This window comes from Gulosibacter sp. (assembly GCF_052090685.1).
In the GTDB taxonomy this organism is placed as follows: Bacteria; Actinomycetota; Actinomycetes; order Actinomycetales; family Microbacteriaceae; genus Gulosibacter.
In genome coordinates this window covers 73,128-93,069 of sequence record NZ_JBQDBE010000005.1, presented here as the reverse complement: position 1 = coordinate 93,069, position 19,942 = coordinate 73,128, and the positions used below count along the sequence as shown (strand labels likewise).

The window sequence follows — 19,942 nt, the reverse complement described above, 5'->3', positions numbered from 1 at the left end:
ATCGTCACGATGCTTGGGAGAATGAACACTCCTGTCACTCGCACCGAGCAATCAGCCACAGGCTCAGTTGTCTCGAATCCATCGGTAACGGATGCGACGGCGCCGAACGCAGCAACGAACACCGTGAAGAAGTCCAGCATCCTGGCTGTCTTCACCGGCCTCATCCTGACCATGTTCCTGTCCTCGCTGGACCAGACGATATTCTCGACCGCGCTCCCGACCATCGTCGGCGAGCTCGGCGGCGTCAATCACATGCTCTGGGTCACCACGGGCTACTTGGTCGCCGCCACGATCATGATGCCGATCTACGGCAAGCTCGGCGACACGATGGGTCGCAAAGGACTCTTCATCGGCGCACTGCTGGTGTTTCTCGTAGGCTCCGTCGTCGGCGGACTCGCGCCCGACATGACCTGGCTCATCATCGCCCGTGTCATCCAGGGCATTGGCGGCGGCGGGCTCATGATCCTGTCGCAGGCGATCATCGCGGATGTCGTGCCCGTCCGCGAGCGCGGCAAATACATGGGTGTCATGGGCGCCGTGTTCGGGCTTTCGAGCGTGGTCGGCCCGCTCTTGGGCGGTTGGTTCACCGAGGGCATCGGCTGGCGCTGGGCGTTCTGGATCAATATCCCGCTCGGTATCCTGGCCATCGTCATTGCCGCTATCGCGCTGAAGTTGCCCAAGCACGAGGCGAAGGCCCGCTTCGATATCTGGGGAACGATCACCATGGCGGTCGCGGTGACCTCAATCATTCTCGTCGCGTCCTGGGGTGGCGGCGAGTACGAGTGGGATTCCCCGGTCATCATCACGCTCATCGTGCTTGCGGTGGTGTTCTCGGCTCTCTTCGTCTGGGCCGAAGCGCAGGCCGAGGAGCCCCTCATCCCTCTGAAGGTCTTCAAGAACCGAAACTTCGTACTCTCCACCGCGGCAGGCCTGTTCATTGGCATCGCGATGTTCGGCACGATCGCCTATCTGCCGACGTACCTGCAAATGGTGACGGGCGTGAACGCGACCGGCTCCGGACTCATGATGATCTCAATGATCGTGGGGCTCATGTCCACGGCCTTGACCACGGGCATGCTCGCGTCGAAGACCGGTCGCTATCAGTGGATGCCGATCGCGAGCATGATCGTGCTCGCAATCGGCATGTGGCTGATGTCGACGTTGACCGTCGAGACGCCGATCTGGGTGCTGCTGAGCTACATCTTTGTCATGGGCGCGGGAATTGGCCTCGGAATGCAGATCCTCGTGCTCGTCGTGCAGAACGCGTTTTCGGATCGCGAAGTCGGGATGGCCACGGCCTCGAACAACTTCTTCCGTGAGATTGGTGCATCGCTCGGTGGTGCAATCGTCGGTGCGCTGTTCACGGCACGCCTGACAGACCTGCTCACCGAGCGGCTGGGCGATCTCGGAGCCGATGCCGGTGCCGTCGACATGAATTCCTTCACTCCAGCGGCAGTGAATGCGTTGCCGGACGCGATTCACGACGTCATCGTGGGCGCATACAACGACGCGCTCACGCCCGTGTTCGTCATGCTCATCCCGATGGTGCTCGCGGGGCTCGTGCTTGTGGCGTTCATTAAGGAGGTGCCGCTGCGAGCCGAGATTGAGGATGACGGCGAACGTAACGGCAACATCAACGTCGGTAACGGCGAAGGTGTCGGTGGCAGCACCGATACTGATGGCGACATGACCGATGTCGCCATCAACACCAAAACGATCGAAGCGACTCAGGAGACTCAAGCATGACCGCACCACCGTTGATAGAAGCGCGAAACATCTCGAAGAGCTACGGCAGCGGGCAGTCGCGCTTCGACGCACTCACGAACGTGTCCTTCGAGGTGCGCGAGGGCGAGAGCATCGCGATCGTCGGCAAGAGCGGCTCGGGTAAGTCAACGCTCATGCACGTGCTCGCGCTACTCGACTCCCCCGATCAAGGCAGTCTCGCGCTTGAGGGCGTCGATACCCAGACGCTGCGCGGGCGGATGCTCAACCGCACTCGCAATCGGACCTTCGGATTCGTCTTCCAACAGTTCTTCCTCACCGCCAACCAGACGGTGCTCGAGAATGTCATGCTGCCGCTGAAGATCGCGGGGATCGGACGCGCCGAACGCAGGCGGCGCGGCATGGCCGCGCTCGAACAACTCGACCTCGCCGACAAGGCGAAGAACAAAGCAACCGCGCTCTCCGGCGGACAGAAACAGCGCGCGGTGATCGCTCGTGCACTGATCAATAATCCACGCATCATCTTTGCTGATGAGCCCACCGGCAACCTCGATTCCGTCACGGGCGAAGTGGTCGAAGACATCCTCTTCACCCTCAATCGGGAGCACGGCATCACCCTCATCATCGTCACGCACGATCACGAACTCGCCTCTCGCTGCGACCGACGCATCCAGATTCGAGATGGGCGAATCATCTCGGATGACGGGCCGTCAACCGCCAGCGTGACCACCACATCCGCCAGCAACGGCGATGCCGAAACCGCTGACAATACGAGCACCGACGAGGAGCGAGCATGAAGACCATCGACCTCATCGGAAGCGCCATCTCGAACACGCTGCGTTCGAAAACGCGCACGTTCCTCACTACAATTGCGATCTTCGTCGGCGCGTTCACATTGACGCTGACGAGCGGCCTTGGCACCGGCATCAATCGCTATATTGACGACACGGTGGCGAGCATCGGGGCAAGCGACGTCATGACGGTGACAAAGAGCTCCGACACGGACTCCGGCGCACCCGGTGCGAGTGGTCCGGTCGAGTATGACCCGGATGCGATCAGCACCGTTCCCGGTGACCCCGGCGGCTTCGCGCCCACGACCGCGGCACTCACGGCGGACGACCTCGACACACTTGCGGAGGTTAGCGGCGTGCTGCGGGTAGAACCGACGCGGTCCATCAGCGCCGACTACGTGCAGTTCGCCGACGGCACGAAGTACGTCGCCTCGGTGGGCAGCCTCATTCCTGGCCAGACCGTGCAGCTTGCCACCGGGTCGCTCCCGGCGGATGGCGAGGATTTTCAGGTCGTGCTGCCGGTCGAGCTCGTCGAACCGCTCGGGTTTTCGTCGAATGGCGCGGCCCTCGAGCAAGACGTGACGATCGGGGTCAGTGATGGGGTGCAGGCGCAGCATACGGTGGTTGCCACCATCACCGGTGTTGCGGACGAGTCGCTCGCAGGGACCGGCGCGAGCCTGATTCCGAACGATGCGCTGGCGGATGAGCTCTGGTCGCTGCAGAACACCGGCGTCGCCGAAGATCAGCAGGATCGGTTTGCGAGTGCCAACGTGTGGTTCGCAGCCGATGCGACCGAGGCAGAAATCACCGCGCTGAAGGATGCACTGACCGACGCCGGGTTCACGGGCACCACGATTGCCGACCAGCTTGGCGCCTTCAAAGCGGTGATCGACGCCATTGTGCTCGTGCTCAATGCCTTCGCCGCGATCGCGCTGCTCGCGGCGAGCTTCGGCATCGTCAACACGCTCTATATGTCCGTGCAGGAACGCACGCGCGATATCGGCCTCATGAAGGCGATGGGGATGGGTTCAGGGCGAGTGTTTACGCTGTTCAGCCTCGAGGCAGTGTTCATCGGTCTACTCGGGAGTGTGATCGGTGCGGGCGTCGCGATCGCGGTGGGCAGCGGGATCAGCGGGGCGCTCTCGGAAAGCCTGTTCGCTGATTTGCCGGGGCTGCAGCTCATTGCCTTCGACCCGCTGACCGTGGGGATCATGGTGCTTGTCGTGATGCTGATCGCGTTCTTGGCCGGTACGCTGCCTGCGGCGTCTGCCGCGCGTAAAGAACCGGTGGATGCGCTGCGGTACGAATAGTGCGGTGAGACCGACCGTGCGAGAATTCGGGTGGACTGATTGATTCAGTTTCGGTCCGCCCGCGTTCTCGTCTCGGCATGGGTTGCCGGAACCAGCCGCGGCACGAGTCGAACGAGCACGACCATGATCACCAGTTCCACCAGGGTCTGCGTGACGACTACCAGCGGCGCGAGGTCGAAGGCCGCGGGTAGCGCGATCACCAGCGGCAGCACGACGAGCGAATTCCTCGTTACGCCGCTGAACACAACCGCCCGGCAACCTGGCGGGTCGAGGCGCGCGACCTTCCCTGCGAGCATCCCGATCGGAATCATGATCGCAGCGAACAGCACGTAGACCGGAATCGCAAGGAGCAGCGAACCGAATCGGGCACCAACTCCAGCGATTTGCGAGGCCACGACGACGGCAAGCGTGAGCATCATGAGCGGCACCATGGCGGACTCAACCGCGTGCTGCAACCAGGCGCCCCACCGCGTGTATGACGCCGCGAGCTGGGTTAATCCCGCAGCGAACAGCGGCAGCACAATGAGCAGCAGGAAGGCTTCGACGAATGGCGCCAGGTCGATTGTTGCGACGAAGTCTGCTCCAAGAAACGCACTGAGGTAGAGCGGGAGCAGCAACATTTGCAAGAGCATCAGCAGCGGCGCAGCAGCGAGCAGTCGATCTTTCGCGCCGCCCGCGAGCCCCGTGAACACGATGACGTAGTCAATGCACGGTGTGAGCAGTACGAATAGGACACCGACGAGCAGCACCTGATCGTGCGCCACGATTCTCGACAGAATGAACACGACGACGGGCGCTGCCGCGAAGTTGACGACCAGGACCGTCGCGAGGAATCGCCAGTCGCGGAATGACTCTCCCATCTTTGCGAACGGCACCCCGAGAAATGTCGCATATAGCAGCAGGCCGAGCACGGGATTAATCGCGGCTTCGGCAGGATGCGCGACGATAGGGAACGCTAGGCCGACCGCGGCACCCACCGCGAGCGCTGCCAGGTATAGCGCAACCTGGTGTCGCTCGAGCTGGTCCGTCATATGCCTCATGCCCTCCAGAATTGGCGTACCGGCATTCCCAGGGAGTATATGCACCTCACGGGGTCACCCGCACCGCCAAATATTTCAGCCCGGTTGAACAACACCCCCATTCAACCGTGTGACGATCTCGACGCGTGCCGCGAAGACTCCCCGGTATCCTTATAAATTCCACCGCTTCACCCTCGAGCTCAACGTGGAGCTCTGACGAAGGGAATCCCCCAATGTCCTTCCAGGCTTATCTCGACGCCATCGAAGACAAGACCGGGCTCACACCCCGACAACTGCTCGACATTGCGAAGACGCGCGGTTACGACTCCCCCGATGTCAAAGCCGGCGTGATCCTCGAATGGCTCAAAGACGACTACGGTCTCGGGCGCGGCCACGGCATGGCGCTCGTGCACGTCATCAAAAAGGGGCCAAAGATCGACAGCAAACATGTCGGTACCGATGGAACACACCGAGACGAATCCGACACGCTCTGGCTCGACGGGAAGGCGACAAAGCCCGAAGCAAAGTGATGTTCGTGGGTCGCTATCAGTCAACCGTTTAAAGGCAAACCGCAATGCACGATGTGATTATTGTCGGCGCTGGGCCAACCGGCGTCTGGCTCGCAACCGAGTTGCAGCTGCAGGGCGTGCAGGCCCTCGTCCTCGAACGTGACAATGAGCCGACGAAGATCGTTCGCGGTCTCGGACTGCACGTGCGAAGTCTCGAGATGCTCGACCAGCGCGGTATCCTCGACCGCTTCCTCGAAGCCGGTCAGACTTACCCCGTTGGCGCGCAGTTTGCTGGAATTCACAAGCCGGCAGCCGAACTCGATACCGCGCATCCGTATATCCTTGGGCTCCGGCAAACCGAGGTCGAGCGTCTCTTACTCGAGCACGCTCGCGAGCGTGGGGTGGAGATTCGGTACGGTGCCGAGGTTGTCGACATCCACGAAGGTGAAGAGAGCGTAGCGCTCGAACTTGCAAGTGGTGAGCGGCTCGAGGCACGTTGGGTGGTGGGATGCGACGGTGGCCGCAGTACGATTCGCAAGCGACTCGGCATCCAGTTCGAGGGCGAATCGGCCTCGAACGAGTGGCTGCTCGCCGAGTTTCACGTCAGCATGCCGGCTGATGAGGTGGCCGCGATCGTCAACGAGATTCGTAAGACAAACCTTGGCTTCGGCGTCGGTCCGACGGGCACGGGCACCTATCGCGGCGTCGTGCCCGCCGAGAACGTAACGCAACAGGCAACTCGCCCCACGTTTGAAGAGTTCACCCGACGTGTACGTGATGTTGCCGGGACTGACTTCGGCGCTCACTCCCCTCGCTGGCTCTCACGCTTCGGCGATGCCACTCGGATTGCAGCAAGGTATCGACTCGGTCAAGTTCTGCTCGCGGGGGATGCCGCGCACATCCACCCACCCCTTGGCGGACAGGGTCTCAATCTCGGCCTGCAAGACGCGTTCAATCTCGGTTGGAAGCTCGCCGGCGAAGTAAACGGCTGGGCACCCACCGGATTGCTCGACACCTACGAATCCGAGCGCCGCCCCGTTGCTTCCGACGTGCTTGACAACACTCGGGCACAGTCCGAGTTGATGCGCCTCGCCCCGGGCCCGCAGGCTGTCCGTCGCCTCGTGTCGAGGCTGATGGACTTCCCCGGTGCCACGCGGCACATTATGGAAATGGTCACGGCAACCGGCATCCGATATGACTTCGGCGATGTCGACGATTCAATCGGGCGCCGGATGCGGGATGTCAAGCTTGCTAGCGGACAGCGACTGTACGGACTAATGCACGATGGCCGCGGGCTGCTGCTTGACCGAGCCCGGCAACATTCGATACGCGGTTGGGAAGACCGCGTCAATCACGTCATCGACTCGACCGACGATCTGGGAATGGATGCAGTGCTCTTGCGTCCGGACGGGCACATCGCGTGGGTCGCAAAGGGTGAGCGGGTTGATGCTGCGCCGCTTACACGGTGGTTTGGTGAGCCATCGCGCTGACGACGTGGTCAGCCGACGACAAGCCCGACTTATCGTGCCGGCTAAGCCATGTACGCCGCGTCCGGAACATCCGTAATGAACATGTGACCCGGCGCATGCGTCAACGCGAACGGCGGCTTCGACGCCATAATCGCCGCTTGCGGAGTCACCCCGCAGGCCCAGAACACGGGAATCTCACCCTCGCGAACTTCGGGAGCGTCCCCGAAATCAGGTTGTGAAAGATCCGCAATCCCGAGCGAAGCGGGGTCACCGACATGCACCGGCGCACCGTGCACGGCCGGGTAGCGGCCAGAGATCCGCACCGCATCGGCAACTCGATTCGCCGGGATCGGTCGCATCGATACGACGAGCTCCCCAGTTAATCGTCCTGCCGGAGCACACTGCTCCGAGGTTCGATACATCGGCACATTTCGACGAAGTGACTGGTGTCGAATCTCGATACCCGCATCCACCAGCCCCGCTTCGAAGGTGAAGCTGCAGCCAATCAAAAACGACACGAGGTCCGGATGCTCTTCCCAGATCGCCGTCGCATCGGCGACTTCTTCGGTAAGCACCCCGTCGCGCCACACTCGATAGGCGGGAATATCGGTGCGCAGATCCGCACCGGGCGCGAGCGAGGGTTCGAAGGAGCCCGCCTCGAGCACTTCGAGTACGGGGCAGGCCTTGGGGTTCCGTTGGGCATACAACAGCACGTCAAAGGCCCAATCAGCGGGAACGGAAATCAAGTTCGCCTGCACGAGCCCGTGCGCAATTCCGCTCGTCGGTACCACCTCACCAGCACGATAGCGCTCGCGCGCTTCTCGTGCGGCCGTGAGCTGCTGGTCATTGGCAATCGCTGTCATCGCTCTCTTCTTCCGTGAGTCTTAGGCTCGCACCGAACCAAGTACCGCGTTGGCGGTCACCTGGTGCCCGGCTTCCACAGCGTGGCTGAGCTTGCCGCTTCGGGTTGCCTTGATTGGCATTTCCATTTTCATCGCTTCGATGAGCGCAACGGTTTCGTCTGCCTCAACATCGGCACCGTCTTCGAGTTTCCATTCACTGAGAATCCCCGCGAATGGTGCAAGCAGGGCGCCGTCATCGGCGGTTGAGTCGGTCGACTCCGTCGCCTGGTCCTCGCGATCGCTACCGGCGGTGGGTGCGAGCCCCGAGAGCAGTGCTTGCGGCAATCCCAGCTCCACCATGCGCCCGTCGATTTCAATCGACAGCCGTGTCAGGCCTTGCTTCGCTGGTACGGGGACTGCTTCGGCCGGATCGAAGTCGGCGTCGCTCTCTTCTTCGATCCAGCGCGTGTGCACTGCGAATGCATCGTCGTTGCCAATGAATGCCGGCGCAGTCACGACATAGCGGTCGAATGGCAGCACCGACGCGACGCCATCAATCTGGAACTCTTCGAGGGCGCGCCGCGCTCGAGCCAGCGCCTGGTTGCGGTCCTTGCCCCACACAATCAGTTTCGCGAGTAGCGAGTCGAAGGTCCCGGGAACGACATACCCCGGGTACACGCCCACATCCACTCGAACACCCGGTCCGCCCGGCACCTCAAAGCGCTCGACGACTCCCGGAGTGGGGAGATAGCCCAGGGCCGGGTCTTCCGCATTAATCCGAAACTCGAATGCGTGCCCGTGCGCCGGAATCTCCTCAGGTAGCGTCAGTGGTTCGCCGGATGCCACACGGAACTGTTCTTGCACGAGATCAACCCCGGTGACTTCCTCGGTAATTGGATGCTCGACCTGAAGCCGCGTATTGACCTCAAGGAACGAGAGCGTCCCGTCTTCGCCGAGCAGAAACTCGACGGTGCCCGCCCCGACATAGTTCGCCGCGGCACACACGTCCTCGGCGGAACGATGGATGCGCACACGGAGCTCGTCGCTCAGAAACGGCGCTGGCGCCTCCTCAACGAGCTTTTGATTGCGTCGTTGCAGGGAACAGTCTCGCGTACCGATAGTTTGCACGCGCCCGTGTTTGTCACCGAGCACCTGCGCCTCAATGTGTCGAGGGCGGTCCAAGAAGCGTTCCACGAGGCAATCTCCGCGACCAAATGCGGCAACGGCCTCGCGAACAGCCGCTTCATACGCGTCACGAACCTCCGCACGGTCCCTGACCACACGCATCCCGCGACCACCGCCGCCGAATACCGCCTTGATCACCACGGGAAGTCCGTGTGTATCAACGAATTCGAGCACTTCCTCGACGCCCGAGACCGCGCCCTGGGTGCCCGGCACAAGCGGCGCACCCACCTCGGCCGCGAGCGCACGAGCCCGCGCTTTGTCACCGAGCAGTTCAATCGTCTCCGGGTCCGGGCCGATCCAAGTGAGGCCCGCATCCTGGACAGCCTTCGCGAAGTCTGCTCGCTCCGAGAGGAATCCGTAGCCGGGATGCACGGCGTCGGCACTCGAGCGTGCGGCAATTTCCAGAATTTTCTCGATGTTGAGATAGGACTCTGCAGGAGTCTGGCCACCAAGCGCAAAGGCTTCGTCGGCGAGACGGACATGAAGCGCATCAACGTCATCGTCGGCGTAGACTGCGACACTCGCAATGCCCGCGTCTTTGGCTGCGCGAATCACTCGCACGGCAATTTCGCCGCGGTTCGCGATGAGAATCTTCTTCATGCTCATTGAGTTGCATCCTTATTGAAATCAACTAATTCATCGAGACCGTCGTTGGTCTCACACCGTTCAAATTTGACGAAGGATCCTGGCGGCAGCTGCGCCGCGAGATCCAGATCTGCCTCACACACGGATCCGATTACCGGATATCCGCCGGTCACCGGGTGATCAGCAAGAAAAAGGACCGGCTGCCCGTCAGGCGGCACTTGGATCGCTCCCGTCGCGAGCCCTTCACTCGGCAATTCGCGATCAACGTGTGCTTCGTCGCGGCTAATGCTCGCACCGACCAACCGCACGCCAACCCGATCACTGCGCGGAGACACTTCCCACCGCGTCTGCCAGAACGTGTCGAGCCCCGCAGTATCGAACCAATCATCGCGCGGGCCCAGCAGGATGCGGAGCGTGGTGGTCTCACCAACGCCAGCAAACTGGCGGCTTGGCGGCAGCGCGAAGCCAACCGCTTGCGAGGAAGATTCATTCGCGAGAATGCGGTCCCCCGCGGCCAGTGGCTCCGGACCTAAGCCAGCGAGGGTATCCCTCGACGCGCTTCCGAGCACGGTCCCCGCCTCGATTCCGCCGCGCACCGCGAGCATGGTCCGGACGCCACGTTCGGGCGGTTCGAGCTGCAGGATCTCACCCGTATTCACGCGAAGTGCTTGCTCATGAGGCACGTCTCGAACGCCGAGCGGCCCCTTGATGGTTCCGCGTCGAGGTGCACCTGCGAGTGCGATCACGGTGTCTCGCACGACGCGACATGAAACCGTTCCGGCGCCGAGTTCGAGCGCGGTCGCGCCTCGTACATTGCCGACGAGTTCGTTCGCCGTCACGAGCGCGGTTCGGTCGGCAGCGCCGGATGCGGACACCCCAAGATTCGCGAGATTGGGTCGGCCAAAATCCTGGAATATCGTCATCAGTCCTGGCTGCTGTATTTCCAGCACGGCGACGGCGTGCTGCGAATCTTGGGGCGCGCTCGTGACTTCGGTCGTGTGTTCCGTGCGAAGCGGTGTGGCTGTGGTCGCACTGTCACGAACTGCCTCGAACCGAACCGTCCCGCCTGGTTTGAGGAGCGCTGGATCAGGTCGCGACAGGTCCCACATCGGCAGCGTCGAGTGGCCGAGGAGTTGCCAGCCACCTGGACTCTCGCGCGGATAGATCCCGGTGAAGCGATCAGCGAGCCCCACCGATCCGGCGATGATTCGGTGTCGAGGCGTGGACCGCCGCGGCACGATAAGCGCGGTGTCGCCGCCAGATAAATACGCAAAGCCCGGTGCGAATCCGGTAAACGCAACGGTGTAGCTGGCCTCCGTATGACGACTGATCACTTCCGTTTCGGAGAATCCGGTCAGCCCAGCAATTTCTTCGAGGTCAACGCCGTCGTACACGACCGGCACCACAATGTCATCGTGGTGCGCCTGTGCCGCGTCGGCACCTTGTCCTGCGATGAGCACATCGCGGAGTAACCGGACGAGGACTTCGGGGTGGCGGGCATCGCCGCCCCGAATGAGCACCGTCTCTGCCGCTGGGACGAGTTCATCCGCCTCGAATCGGCTAGCGGCACGCGCGTGCTGCAGGGCCTGGAATCCGTGGAGTGCGTCATCCAGACTGCCAAAATCGAGGAGCAGACCGCGGTCGCCGGCGCGGCGAACAAATGGCAGTGCAAGTTCGGGGGTCACGGTATCAGCGCTCATGCTGCACTCATAAAGGACACGATATCGATCTGCTCCGCCTCAAGCTGGTGCCGGACAGCTTTCGCCATCTGCAGAGCGCCGGCACTGTCTCCGTGGACACAAATCGATTCTGCGTTCACTGTCACAAGTGCGCCCTCTCGCGATGGCACGGTGCCGAATTTCACCAGCTGCAGCATTCGCTTGGCGACCAGAATGGGGTCATGCAACACTGCGCCCTCTTCCGAGCGCGATACCAGTAAGCCGTTTTCTTGATACATCCGGTCGGCAAATGCCTCGGGTACGGCACGGAGTCCTTCGCTCCGTACCTGCTCCACGATGGGCGCGGCAGCAAGACACACCAGGGGCAAGTCTGGGTTCATCCGCTTCACCGCGCGGATCACCGCGGCAGCCTGGCGCTCATTGGTCGCAATCGCGTTGTACAACGCACCGTGAGGCTTGACATAGGAAACGCGGGTACCGGCGGCCCGAGCGAGCGATTCCAATCCCCCGATCTGGTAAATGACGTCCGCTTCGAGAGCGGCATCCTCAATCTCCATCGGGCGCCGCCCAAAGCCCTCGCGGTCGGGATAAGAAACATGGGCACCGACGGTCACACCCTGACGAGCAGCTGCCTGCAAGGTGTCGAAGATCGATCGCGGGTCACCAGCATGAAAACCGCAAGCGATATTGGCGCTCGTCACGAGTTCGATCATGGCGAGATCGCTACCAAGTTCTAGGCCGCCAGAGTGTTCACCCAGATCGCTATTCAAGTCGATTTTCATTATTGATCCTCTATTCCACGTGGATGGTTGACACTAATCGCCCTATCGAGCAACGTAAAGCAGTCGCTTGTTCGCGAACTCATCCATCCCTTCAGGTCCCAGCTCACGGCCAATACCGGAGCGTTTCACACCGCCGAAAGGCAGCTGAGCCCCAAATGCGGCTGGCACATTGACGTGCGTCATTCCGGACTCCAGCTGACGCGCCACTTTTGTCGCTCGGTCAATATCGCTCGAGAACACTGCACCGCCTAGCCCGAATTCACTATCATTGGCAAGCGTTACAGCCTCTTCGTCGCTCTCCACGCGATAAATCACCGCGACGGGCCCGAATAGTTCTTCCGAATATGCACGCATTTCTTTAGTCACTCCGGTCAGCACCGCGGGGACGAAATAGGCACTGCCCGCTTCGACAATATTACCGCCGACGTGGAGTGTGGCGCCCTTCTCGACGGCGTCACGGATCTGCGCTTCCAGTTCCGCTGCGCCACGTGCGGAGGCCATCGGATTAAACGTTCCTGGAAGCTCGGCATTCGGATCCCCCGGCTTCAAGTCACTCGCAAGCGACACCATCTCACTAACTAGTTCGTCATAGACCGAATCCATCGCGATGATTCGCTTATTCGAGTTGCAGGATTGCCCCATATTGGACACTCTGGTGGTCCACGCGGTGCGTGCCGCCGCAGCCGCATCCTCTGCATCCAGTACGACATAGGCGTCCGATCCGCCCAGCTCGAGTACCGTTTTCTTCAGGTTCCGTGCCGCATTGATCCCAATGGCAACGCCGGCACGCTCCGAACCGGTCACCGAGACGCCGCGTACCCGCGAATCATTGACGAGCTGCTCAATCTGCTCGTGCGTCGCAAGCACCGTGTTGTATGCGCCCGCTGGCAACCCGGCATCCTCGAAGATCTGCTGAATAGCGAGTGCCGATTCCGGGCAGGTTTCCGCGGGCTTAATGATGATGGTGTTACCAAGAATCAGGTTCGGGACCACGAGCCGCAACAGCTGGTAATAGGGGAAATTCCACGGCATGATTCCGAGTACAACACCGATAGGGAGCTTCTCAACGATTGCTTCGTTGCCCGCAGGCACCGAAATCGTCTGGTCCGCCGTCAAGACTTCAGCCTGTTCAACGTAGTAGTCAAAAATGCCCTTGCACAGGTCAATTTCGGCTTGGCTTTCCGAGAGGCCCTTACCCATTTCTCGGGTAATGATCTCGCCGAGTTCTTCGACACGAGACTTGAAAAGCTCGCCCGCACGCTGCACTGCCTCTGCCCGTTCGCGCACACTCAGCGTCTTCCACTCATTGAATGCTTTGTCGGCGCGGGAAAGGGTCTGTTCGATTTCAGACTGCGAAGGGTACGGATAGTTCTTGAGCAGCTCTCCCGTGGCTGGGTTCTGCACTCGATATCCGGATACCGATGTCGTCGTTTCAACGTTGGTGTTCATTCGCGTTCAGTTTCCTTCGCTTTGTGCGTCCGCGACGGCAGTTTCGCGCCAGATATTGCCGCGTTCCATTACGGGACGAACGAGTGCATTGAGTTCAGCCACCCGCTGATTTTCGTCGTCGAGCGGAATTGTCTGCTTATTGCGGTATTCCAGTGTCTCGAGCACCTGGTCATCGACGAAATAAGCGCCCGCAAAGAGTTCCGAAACCTCAATAAAGAGATCAGGCTGCTTTTCACGAATGAACTCGACGGAGAGCGCAGAGACGGCAGCAAATTCATTCACGAGTCGTCGCGTGGGTTCAATCAGATCGGGACGAATCTCACAGATCCTGCGCATGGCGTCAATGTAATCGGCTGTAGCAGACGCCTTCGGTGTGCTGCTATCGCCGGGGATCAAAAGGTCGGCAATTCGTAAAATCGCCTGTTCCTCTTCCGCTGTCCAAAGAGACGTGTTGGTGCTCATGCGTTTGCTCCTTTCGACCCGGTCGCTGCATATCCAGCATCCGAATTGGCATGTCCAGAAAGAATGAGTTCTGCGGTCCGCATCGCCATTGCGACGACAGTCGCCGTGGGGTTCGTGCCTGCAGAGGTGGGCCAGGTGCTGCCATCCACGATGTAGAGATTGGGCACGGTGTGCGCCCGGCCCGCGTGGTCGACGACGGAGTCCTCGGCAGAAGAGCCCATTTTTGCAGTACCGAGGAGATGCCATCCGGTATTTCGGATGTGCGGGGCCACGTTAATCTTCTTGGCGCCGGCTTCCTCGAATGATTCCTTCGCGCGCTCCACGTGGAAGGCGAGGAGACGACGGGTGTTCTCGGAGTTCTTGTAGTGAATCTTCACCGAGGGAAGTCCGTGTTCGTCCACCACTTCGGGATTCAGTTCAACTCGATTGTGGTCTTCGGGCAGGTCTTCCGCGATGATCCCCCAGGTCGCCGAGTGGTTCAGTCGTTCTCGAACCGTGTCATTGAAGTGTGTGCCCCAGAGGTCGCGATTGTCGCCCCAGGGGAATGCGCGGGTCATTTCCATCGCACCGCCGGTTGGCATGAGCCCCCATTTCGCTCCACGCACGAAGCCGCGAGACTCGTCGGTTTCATAGAACTCGAGCGAGTGGAGTAAATGCCCGTATGCTCCCTGAGCCGTACCGACTTCATCCTCAAACGTGCCAACGACTGCCGAATATGGATGCATCATGAGGCGCTTGCCGACCAGGCCACTCGCGTTCGCGAGACCATCAGGATGCTGTGCATTCGCGGACATGAGCAGGAGTCGGGGCGTACCGAGTCCGTTCGCCGCGAGGACAACGAGCTGCGCTTTTTGTCGACGTTCGACACCCTGGGCATCGAAATACACGACGCCCGAGGCCTTACCTGTCGCATCCGTCTCGATCTTGGCGACCTGAGAGCGAGTCAGGAGGAAGGCGTTCTTGCGCTGCGAGATTTCCGGCCAGTGGGTGAAGTCAACCGTGCTTTTTGCTTGGTCGCCAACGCCGAGGAAGGTTGCTCCCTTGCGCTCGCTCGGCTTCAACCGACCGTATGGGCGAGTCGCGATGCCGTTGGCTGCTGGCCACCAGTGCCAACCGAGGCGGTTGTGTGCTTCACCCATCCGTCGACCAACTTCGCCGATCGGCGTGGGCGCCATGGGAAACGAGGTGCCAGGAACCGCCGGGTCACCATCGAGCCCTGCGATCGCGAAGTCTTTTTCGGCCTGACGGTAATAGGGGATGAGTTCCTCGTAGGACATCGGCCAGTCATCAGCAACGCCGTCGAAGCTACGCACGCGGAAGTCTGAGGGAAGATTGCGCTGCCACTGCGCGGCATACATCATGGCGCTACCGCCAACCCCAGCCCAGAGCAGAGCGCTGATGTCAGCATCCGTCTCGTCGACCGCGAAATCACCGACACCCTGACGAATATTTGGCTGCGGCGACCACTCTTTGCCGCCCACAAGTTCACGCTCTATGCCCGCATTGCGAGACGTCGAGTAGTCGGGCCAGTCGCCCTGCTCGAGGCAGACTACGGTCATTCCAGCTTCAGCAAGAGCCTTCGTCATTACGGCACCGGCCGGGCCTGCACCGATGACAACGACGTCTGCGATTTCTGGGAGCTGGTACTCCCCTATTTTCTCTGCCATAGCTTCGTTCCTTTTCTTTCCTTGCAGCAGAAGTTTCCGTCAACCGACGTAGTGTCGGCCAGGATTACTACTCAACCTTCTCGGTTTCCTGGCATGCGAGACACAGTGTCGCGTTTGTTGCGGATGAGACGTCCATTTCCCGTGCAACATAGGACAGGTCACACGCATCACACTGAATTCGCGTTCCCCAGAGGTCTTCGATCTGTTCGCGCACCGGGTCGTCTTGATTTCGACGCAGTGCCGTGCCCTTGCAGAAGTGCACGATGACATACAGCACCACCGCAAGCACGAATGAGATCAACGGGGCGAGCGCAGATGCCGTGGGAAGCACATTGGCAAGCTGGAGCAGCACAATGCCGGTACCGGCCGAGACAAACCAGACGGCGACTCCTGGCCCAAATGACTTCACGCGAAGCGCTCGGAACTCGGGCTCCTCACCGCGGTTGAGGATCTGGTGAGTAATCATCATTGCGATGAGCGACACGATGAGCACCGCCTGCCAAGCGAGTGCCGCGGAGATATAGCTGAATACGTCGGTGAGCATGACGAGGAACATGCCTGCCGAGAGGACGACGACCCACATCTTCCGCGAAATGCCGCGTTTCGAAAAGTGGCCGACAAAGCGCTCAAAGTTCACGCTCGAGAAATAGAAGTTTGCAGAGTTGATTCGCACCTGGCTCACAATGATCACAATCAACCCGATAATGCCGAGGCTGTCGATAATTCCTTGGACAACGCCGCTCTCCGTAATCTCGCCGGCGTGCGCGGCGAATCCGACAATCGCGATGCCAACAAGGCCATTGAAGAGGTACGCCACGCCGTAGAACGCCCAGCCGAACGTCACGTGCTGGTGGAATTTCGAGTCCGACTTCTTTGCGAAGCGGCCGGCATCTTGTGTCTCCGGGAAGAGCACGAAAATACCCATGTACAGGATGAATACCGTCAGCCAACCGGGAATGCCGGTGCTCGGGTCGGGACCTTCTGGGAATACGTCCCAGTTCCCCTCCCAACCGACGTTTATTCCGGCTACGACGACTGCCGCCGCAACGCCGAAGAAATACACCGGCAGCGATACCCAGTTGAGCTTGCTCAGCCAGGTCTGCATACCGCCGAGCATGAGCGGAAGCATGCCGAGAACCACGATGCCGTACCAAATACGGATGTCCCACACACCGAAGAAGGATTGCAACGCCACCGCCACGATGCTGCCTTCAAACACGGCGTAGTAGAACAGGCACAGCCCGACTAGGAGGGGTGCAATCGCGGCGCCCTTATTGCCGAAGATACGACGCGAAAGCAGCGTCGAGTTCAACCCCCAACGAATGGCCTCTCGAACGGTTGCACTACCGAGCAGTGAATAGGCAATAACTACCAGCACCATTCCGATGACGGCCTGTTCGACGCCCACGAGTGCTGCGCCGAGAGCGCCGTAATAGACAAACGCCATGGCACTGGCGATTGCCGACCAACTACCCACAATTGCCGCTTTGCCTTTTCGAGCCGACTCGGGGACGACATGATTCGTGTATTCGCCGTCCTGCTCGTTTTTCAGGACCTGCGGGTCGTCCTCCATAGACGTCCGGAAGCGCACACTTTGAGTGTTTGCTTTTGCCATGGTTGCTCCTTTGCTTGCGGCCCTCAAGTTCCGATTCCCACGCCGTTATGGGCTCATACCGGTGAGCTCGACAGGACCGATTCTCTTCGTTGGCAATCACGAGACTAAGCGATTGTTCCACAATCCACAAGCCGTTGATCCACAAATTAGCGCTGAGGTGAGTGCACGTCTGGCACTGAAGGAGCGTCGAGCCCTTCAATTGGTGCCCAGCGACGTACGCTGTCACCTATGACTCAGTCGCAGGGCACCCAATCACCGAAGCCTCCGCAATCTCGTGCGGAGGAGATTGCAGAGTCCCTTCGACAGAGCATCGTTCACGGTGAAATGACGCCGGGGCAGCACTTGGCCGAGGTATCGCTCGCCAAGGAATTCAATGCCTCAAGAAACACCCTGCGCGAAGCCTTTCGGCTACTGAGCCAGCAGAATCTCGTCATGCAGGTGCCGAATCGTGGCACCTCCGTAGCGGTACCAACCCTGGCATCAATTCTGGACATCTATCGAGTTCGCCGACTTATCGAAGTATCCGCGGTTCGAACGTCTTCAACCTCGCATCCCGCATTCGATGCCATGAACCAGGCAGTTGTCGTTGCGACCGCCGCAGCCAAAGAAGGCAATTGGAATCGAGTCGGCACCGCAAACATCGACTTCCACGCAGCAGTAGTGCGACTCACCGACAGCCCAATACTGCAGACGCTTTACGACCGGATGTCCGCTGAGCTCCGGCTTGCGTTCGGCGTCGTGGGGAATCCCGAATACCTGCATTCACCATTTCTCGGCAAGAATCGCGAGATCGTCGATGAAATCCGCGCGGGTCGTGCGGACGCCGCCGCCGCCCTACTTGAGAACTATCTCGTGCAGTCAGAGCGGTTGCTGCTCGCGGCCTTGTAACCGCACCCGGGGCGGCCCAAGAAATGAGGGCGCTGCACTGACTGCCCAGCGCACAGGTCACGCTTTTTCGGCGAGAAGCTCACCCAGCATCGCACCGAGCTGCAAATCGGGCATTGCACCCAGGTGCGTGAGGCGCAGATCTCCGGACTTATCAATGAGGATCGTCGACGGAGTGCCTTCGAGTCGGTAGGTGTCCATGGTAATTGGAATGTTGCCGCGACCATCGTGTCGGTCCACGGCGACCGGGAACGGGATTCCGAACTCGCGCAAGAACACTTGCAGAGCTTCGGGCCCGGTTACGTCGTGATGCTCGAAGACTGTGTGGATGCCGATCACTACGACCTCTGGAAACTGCTTCCGCACCCGCACTGCCTGCGGTAGCCCATAGTTGAGGCATCCTGGGCACAGCATCTGGAACGCCTCGATCAGCACAACCTTGCCGCGCAGTTGCGCCAGCGAGGTCTCCTCACCAAACCACTGCGCAATATCGAGCTCCGGGGCGGCAATGCCCGCCGGCATCAGGCGGTCCATGGCTTCAGGCTAGTCACGGCGCCGTGCGGTGAGCAAGGATGGTGCATGCACCGCACATTCTGAGCAAGTAAAAAAGACGTATGTCTGACTCACGCCCCGACGAAGCTATTCTCAAGCAGATTCACGCACCGATAGAAGTACGACTCGACACCGACGAAAGCGGTTCGACGTTGACGATGCGTCGCGAATTCTCGCACTCGGCTGGGTTTCTCTGGCAAATGCTCACCGAATCGGAGCTGCTCAACCGCTGGTCCCCCATCGTCCCGGATCGCGCATTTGACTCACTCGGCCCTTCTACGAGTCGCGAGAGCCCCGACACCGATCCATTCGACACCGAGGTACTCGTGGTCGATCGCCCGCGGAAGCTGGCACACCGCTGGGGTGAGGAGACAATCCAGTGGACGATTTTTGAGGGTCCCGAAGGTGCATCCCTCGAAATGCGGCAGACGCTTCTAGACCGGTCGTTCGCAAGCCTCGCGGCGAGTGGCTGGCGTGTCTGCTTTGGGCGGCTCGCCGCAGAAGAAGACGGTGTCGAACGGGAACGGGTCGTCGGGGAACGAGCGCTTGCCTACGGTTTCGACGAGTTGAATGAGCAGTACGCGGCGCAATTTGGTTACGACGCCAAATAATCGCTGAGAGGCCGGAGCCACTGGCACTTCGCGACACACAGCCACCGACAATCTCCCAGGCTTCGATGTAAATAATTCTTGACACCATAGACCCGCCTCCGTAGCGTTAATGTCAAGAATTCCTTACATCGCGAATTCCTGACGCAAGGAGACGCTCGTGGTCTATGAAGAGCGCAATATCTGGACGAGCCTCGTCGTAAGTGTGATCGGCGTGGTCGTATATGTGCTCGTCATCCTGCAACAGGCTGGCGGCGGACCGCTCACCGAAACCACTTGGTGGCCGACGATGCTGTGGGTCATTGGTGGAAGCATCCTCGCCGCGATCATCTTGAGCATCCTCTGGGGCATCGTCGCGGGTCGGCGCGATCCCGAAGCAGCATCACAATCCGATGAGCGAGACCGTGAGATTGCCCACATGAGCTCGCGCGTCGGTCAAGCGTTCCTCATCATCGCGGGTCTCGGGATCATCGTGCTCAGCGCACTCGAGGCCCACTGGTTCTGGATCGCCAACACGATGTTTTTTGGCTTCGCCCTCTCATCGATCATCGGCGGCATCGCGAGCGTCATCGCCTACCGACGGGGGCTCGTCTAATGGTCAAGCCCACAAATGTCACCAACACCATCCGCGCCACCCGTGAACAAACCGGAATGACCCAGGCCGAACTCGCCAAACAAATCGGCGTCACCCGCCAAACCCTGATCGCCATCGAGCAGGGCAAGTACTCCCCCACCCTCGAGCTCGCATTCAAAGTTGCTCGTGTCTTCAACCGCAGCATCGACGACATTTTCCAGTACCCGGAGGACTGAC

19 protein-coding genes are annotated in these 19,942 nt (G+C 60.5%); 9 read left to right on the top strand and 10 right to left on the bottom strand.

All coding sequences use genetic code 11. The annotated features are described in order from the left end of the window. Nucleotides 1–21: 21 nt before the first annotated feature. Genes ACTHXA_RS04615 through ACTHXA_RS04605 form a run of 3 tightly spaced genes read left to right on the top strand, consistent with a single transcriptional unit; the run spans nucleotide 22 to nucleotide 3,823 of the window. The gene (locus ACTHXA_RS04615) at nucleotides 22–1,746 is read left to right on the top strand and encodes an MDR family MFS transporter (protein ID WP_441669833.1); all 1,725 of its coding nucleotides are present in this window, start codon (nucleotides 22–24) and stop codon (nucleotides 1,744–1,746) included. Next, nucleotides 1,743–2,519, top strand: coding sequence for an ABC transporter ATP-binding protein (locus ACTHXA_RS04610; RefSeq protein ID WP_441669831.1), 777 nt, complete (start codon nucleotides 1,743–1,745; stop codon nucleotides 2,517–2,519). Before ACTHXA_RS04615 ends, ACTHXA_RS04610 begins: the two co-directional genes overlap by 4 nt. After that, nucleotides 2,516–3,823, top strand: coding sequence for an ABC transporter permease (locus tag ACTHXA_RS04605; protein ID WP_441669829.1), 1,308 nt, complete (start codon nucleotides 2,516–2,518; stop codon nucleotides 3,821–3,823). The genes ACTHXA_RS04610 and ACTHXA_RS04605 overlap by 4 nt, the downstream gene beginning before the upstream one ends. Before the next feature lie 44 nt (nucleotides 3,824–3,867). Here the strand turns inward: ACTHXA_RS04605 and ACTHXA_RS04600 are convergent, their stop codons facing one another. Next, nucleotides 3,868–4,863: an arsenic resistance protein gene (locus ACTHXA_RS04600; RefSeq protein ID WP_441669827.1), complete on the bottom strand. Its 996-nt coding sequence runs from the start codon at nucleotides 4,861–4,863 to the stop codon at nucleotides 3,868–3,870. Nucleotides 4,864–5,075: 212 nt separating this feature from the next. Between ACTHXA_RS04600 and ACTHXA_RS04595 the strand changes: the two genes are divergently transcribed. Both ACTHXA_RS04595 and ACTHXA_RS04590 read left to right on the top strand, forming a co-directional pair. Further along, nucleotides 5,076–5,372: a DUF4287 domain-containing protein gene (locus tag ACTHXA_RS04595; protein ID WP_441669825.1), complete on the top strand. Its 297-nt coding sequence runs from the start codon at nucleotides 5,076–5,078 to the stop codon at nucleotides 5,370–5,372. Nucleotides 5,373–5,416: 44 nt separating this feature from the next. After that, nucleotides 5,417–6,841, top strand: a complete 1,425-nt coding sequence (locus ACTHXA_RS04590) for an FAD-dependent monooxygenase (protein WP_441669823.1) — start codon at nucleotides 5,417–5,419, stop codon at nucleotides 6,839–6,841. A 41-nt stretch (nucleotides 6,842–6,882) separates the two neighbouring features. Here the strand turns inward: ACTHXA_RS04590 and ACTHXA_RS04585 are convergent, their stop codons facing one another. From ACTHXA_RS04585 to ACTHXA_RS04550, 8 genes are all read right to left on the bottom strand, one after another. After that, nucleotides 6,883–7,683 (bottom strand): putative hydro-lyase, encoded by an 801-nt coding sequence (locus ACTHXA_RS04585; protein WP_441669821.1) that lies wholly within the window; start codon nucleotides 7,681–7,683, stop codon nucleotides 6,883–6,885. 21 nt (nucleotides 7,684–7,704) lie between these two features. Then, nucleotides 7,705–9,447: an acetyl/propionyl/methylcrotonyl-CoA carboxylase subunit alpha gene (locus tag ACTHXA_RS04580; protein ID WP_441669998.1), complete on the bottom strand. Its 1,743-nt coding sequence runs from the start codon at nucleotides 9,445–9,447 to the stop codon at nucleotides 7,705–7,707. A 2-nt stretch (nucleotides 9,448–9,449) separates the two neighbouring features. Next, entirely contained in the window at nucleotides 9,450–11,132 is a 1,683-nt protein-coding gene (locus ACTHXA_RS04575) for a 5-oxoprolinase/urea amidolyase family protein (protein ID WP_441669819.1), read from the bottom strand. Next, entirely contained in the window at nucleotides 11,129–11,893 is a 765-nt protein-coding gene (locus ACTHXA_RS04570) for a LamB/YcsF family protein (RefSeq protein WP_441669817.1), read from the bottom strand. The genes ACTHXA_RS04575 and ACTHXA_RS04570 overlap by 4 nt, the downstream gene beginning before the upstream one ends. 42 nt (nucleotides 11,894–11,935) lie before the next feature. Then, nucleotides 11,936–13,342 carry an NAD-dependent succinate-semialdehyde dehydrogenase gene (locus ACTHXA_RS04565; RefSeq protein WP_441669815.1) on the bottom strand — a complete coding sequence of 469 codons (1,407 nt, stop codon included), beginning with the start codon at nucleotides 13,340–13,342 and terminating at the stop codon, nucleotides 11,936–11,938. Nucleotides 13,343–13,348: 6 nt separating this feature from the next. Further along, on the bottom strand, nucleotides 13,349–13,804 hold the full coding sequence (locus ACTHXA_RS04560; protein ID WP_441669813.1) for a hypothetical protein: 456 nt from the start codon (nucleotides 13,802–13,804) through the stop codon (nucleotides 13,349–13,351). Beyond that, entirely contained in the window at nucleotides 13,801–15,471 is a 1,671-nt protein-coding gene (locus ACTHXA_RS04555) for a GMC family oxidoreductase (protein ID WP_441669811.1), read from the bottom strand. Before ACTHXA_RS04555 ends, ACTHXA_RS04560 begins: the two co-directional genes overlap by 4 nt. A gap of 67 nt (nucleotides 15,472–15,538) precedes the next feature. Further along, on the bottom strand, nucleotides 15,539–17,086 hold the full coding sequence (locus ACTHXA_RS04550; RefSeq protein WP_441669809.1) for a purine-cytosine permease family protein: 1,548 nt from the start codon (nucleotides 17,084–17,086) through the stop codon (nucleotides 15,539–15,541). Between the two features lie 228 nt (nucleotides 17,087–17,314). Between ACTHXA_RS04550 and ACTHXA_RS04545 the strand changes: the two genes are divergently transcribed. Continuing rightward, the gene (locus ACTHXA_RS04545) at nucleotides 17,315–17,974 is read left to right on the top strand and encodes a GntR family transcriptional regulator (protein WP_441669807.1); all 660 of its coding nucleotides are present in this window, start codon (nucleotides 17,315–17,317) and stop codon (nucleotides 17,972–17,974) included. A gap of 57 nt (nucleotides 17,975–18,031) precedes the next feature. Here ACTHXA_RS04545 and ACTHXA_RS04540 read toward each other — a convergent pair whose 3' ends face one another. Beyond that, nucleotides 18,032–18,505: a TlpA family protein disulfide reductase gene (locus ACTHXA_RS04540; protein ID WP_441669805.1), complete on the bottom strand. Its 474-nt coding sequence runs from the start codon at nucleotides 18,503–18,505 to the stop codon at nucleotides 18,032–18,034. Between the two features lie 80 nt (nucleotides 18,506–18,585). Between ACTHXA_RS04540 and ACTHXA_RS04535 the strand changes: the two genes are divergently transcribed. From ACTHXA_RS04535 to ACTHXA_RS04525, 3 genes are all read left to right on the top strand, one after another. Further along, a complete protein-coding gene (locus ACTHXA_RS04535; protein ID WP_441669803.1) occupies nucleotides 18,586–19,134 on the top strand; it encodes an SRPBCC domain-containing protein in 549 nt (182 codons plus the stop codon). A 157-nt stretch (nucleotides 19,135–19,291) separates the two neighbouring features. After that, nucleotides 19,292–19,726, top strand: coding sequence for a hypothetical protein (locus ACTHXA_RS04530; RefSeq protein WP_441669801.1), 435 nt, complete (start codon nucleotides 19,292–19,294; stop codon nucleotides 19,724–19,726). Then, nucleotides 19,726–19,941, top strand: coding sequence for a helix-turn-helix transcriptional regulator (locus tag ACTHXA_RS04525; protein WP_441669799.1), 216 nt, complete (start codon nucleotides 19,726–19,728; stop codon nucleotides 19,939–19,941). Before ACTHXA_RS04530 ends, ACTHXA_RS04525 begins: the two co-directional genes overlap by 1 nt. Nucleotide 19,942 lies beyond the last annotated feature (1 nt).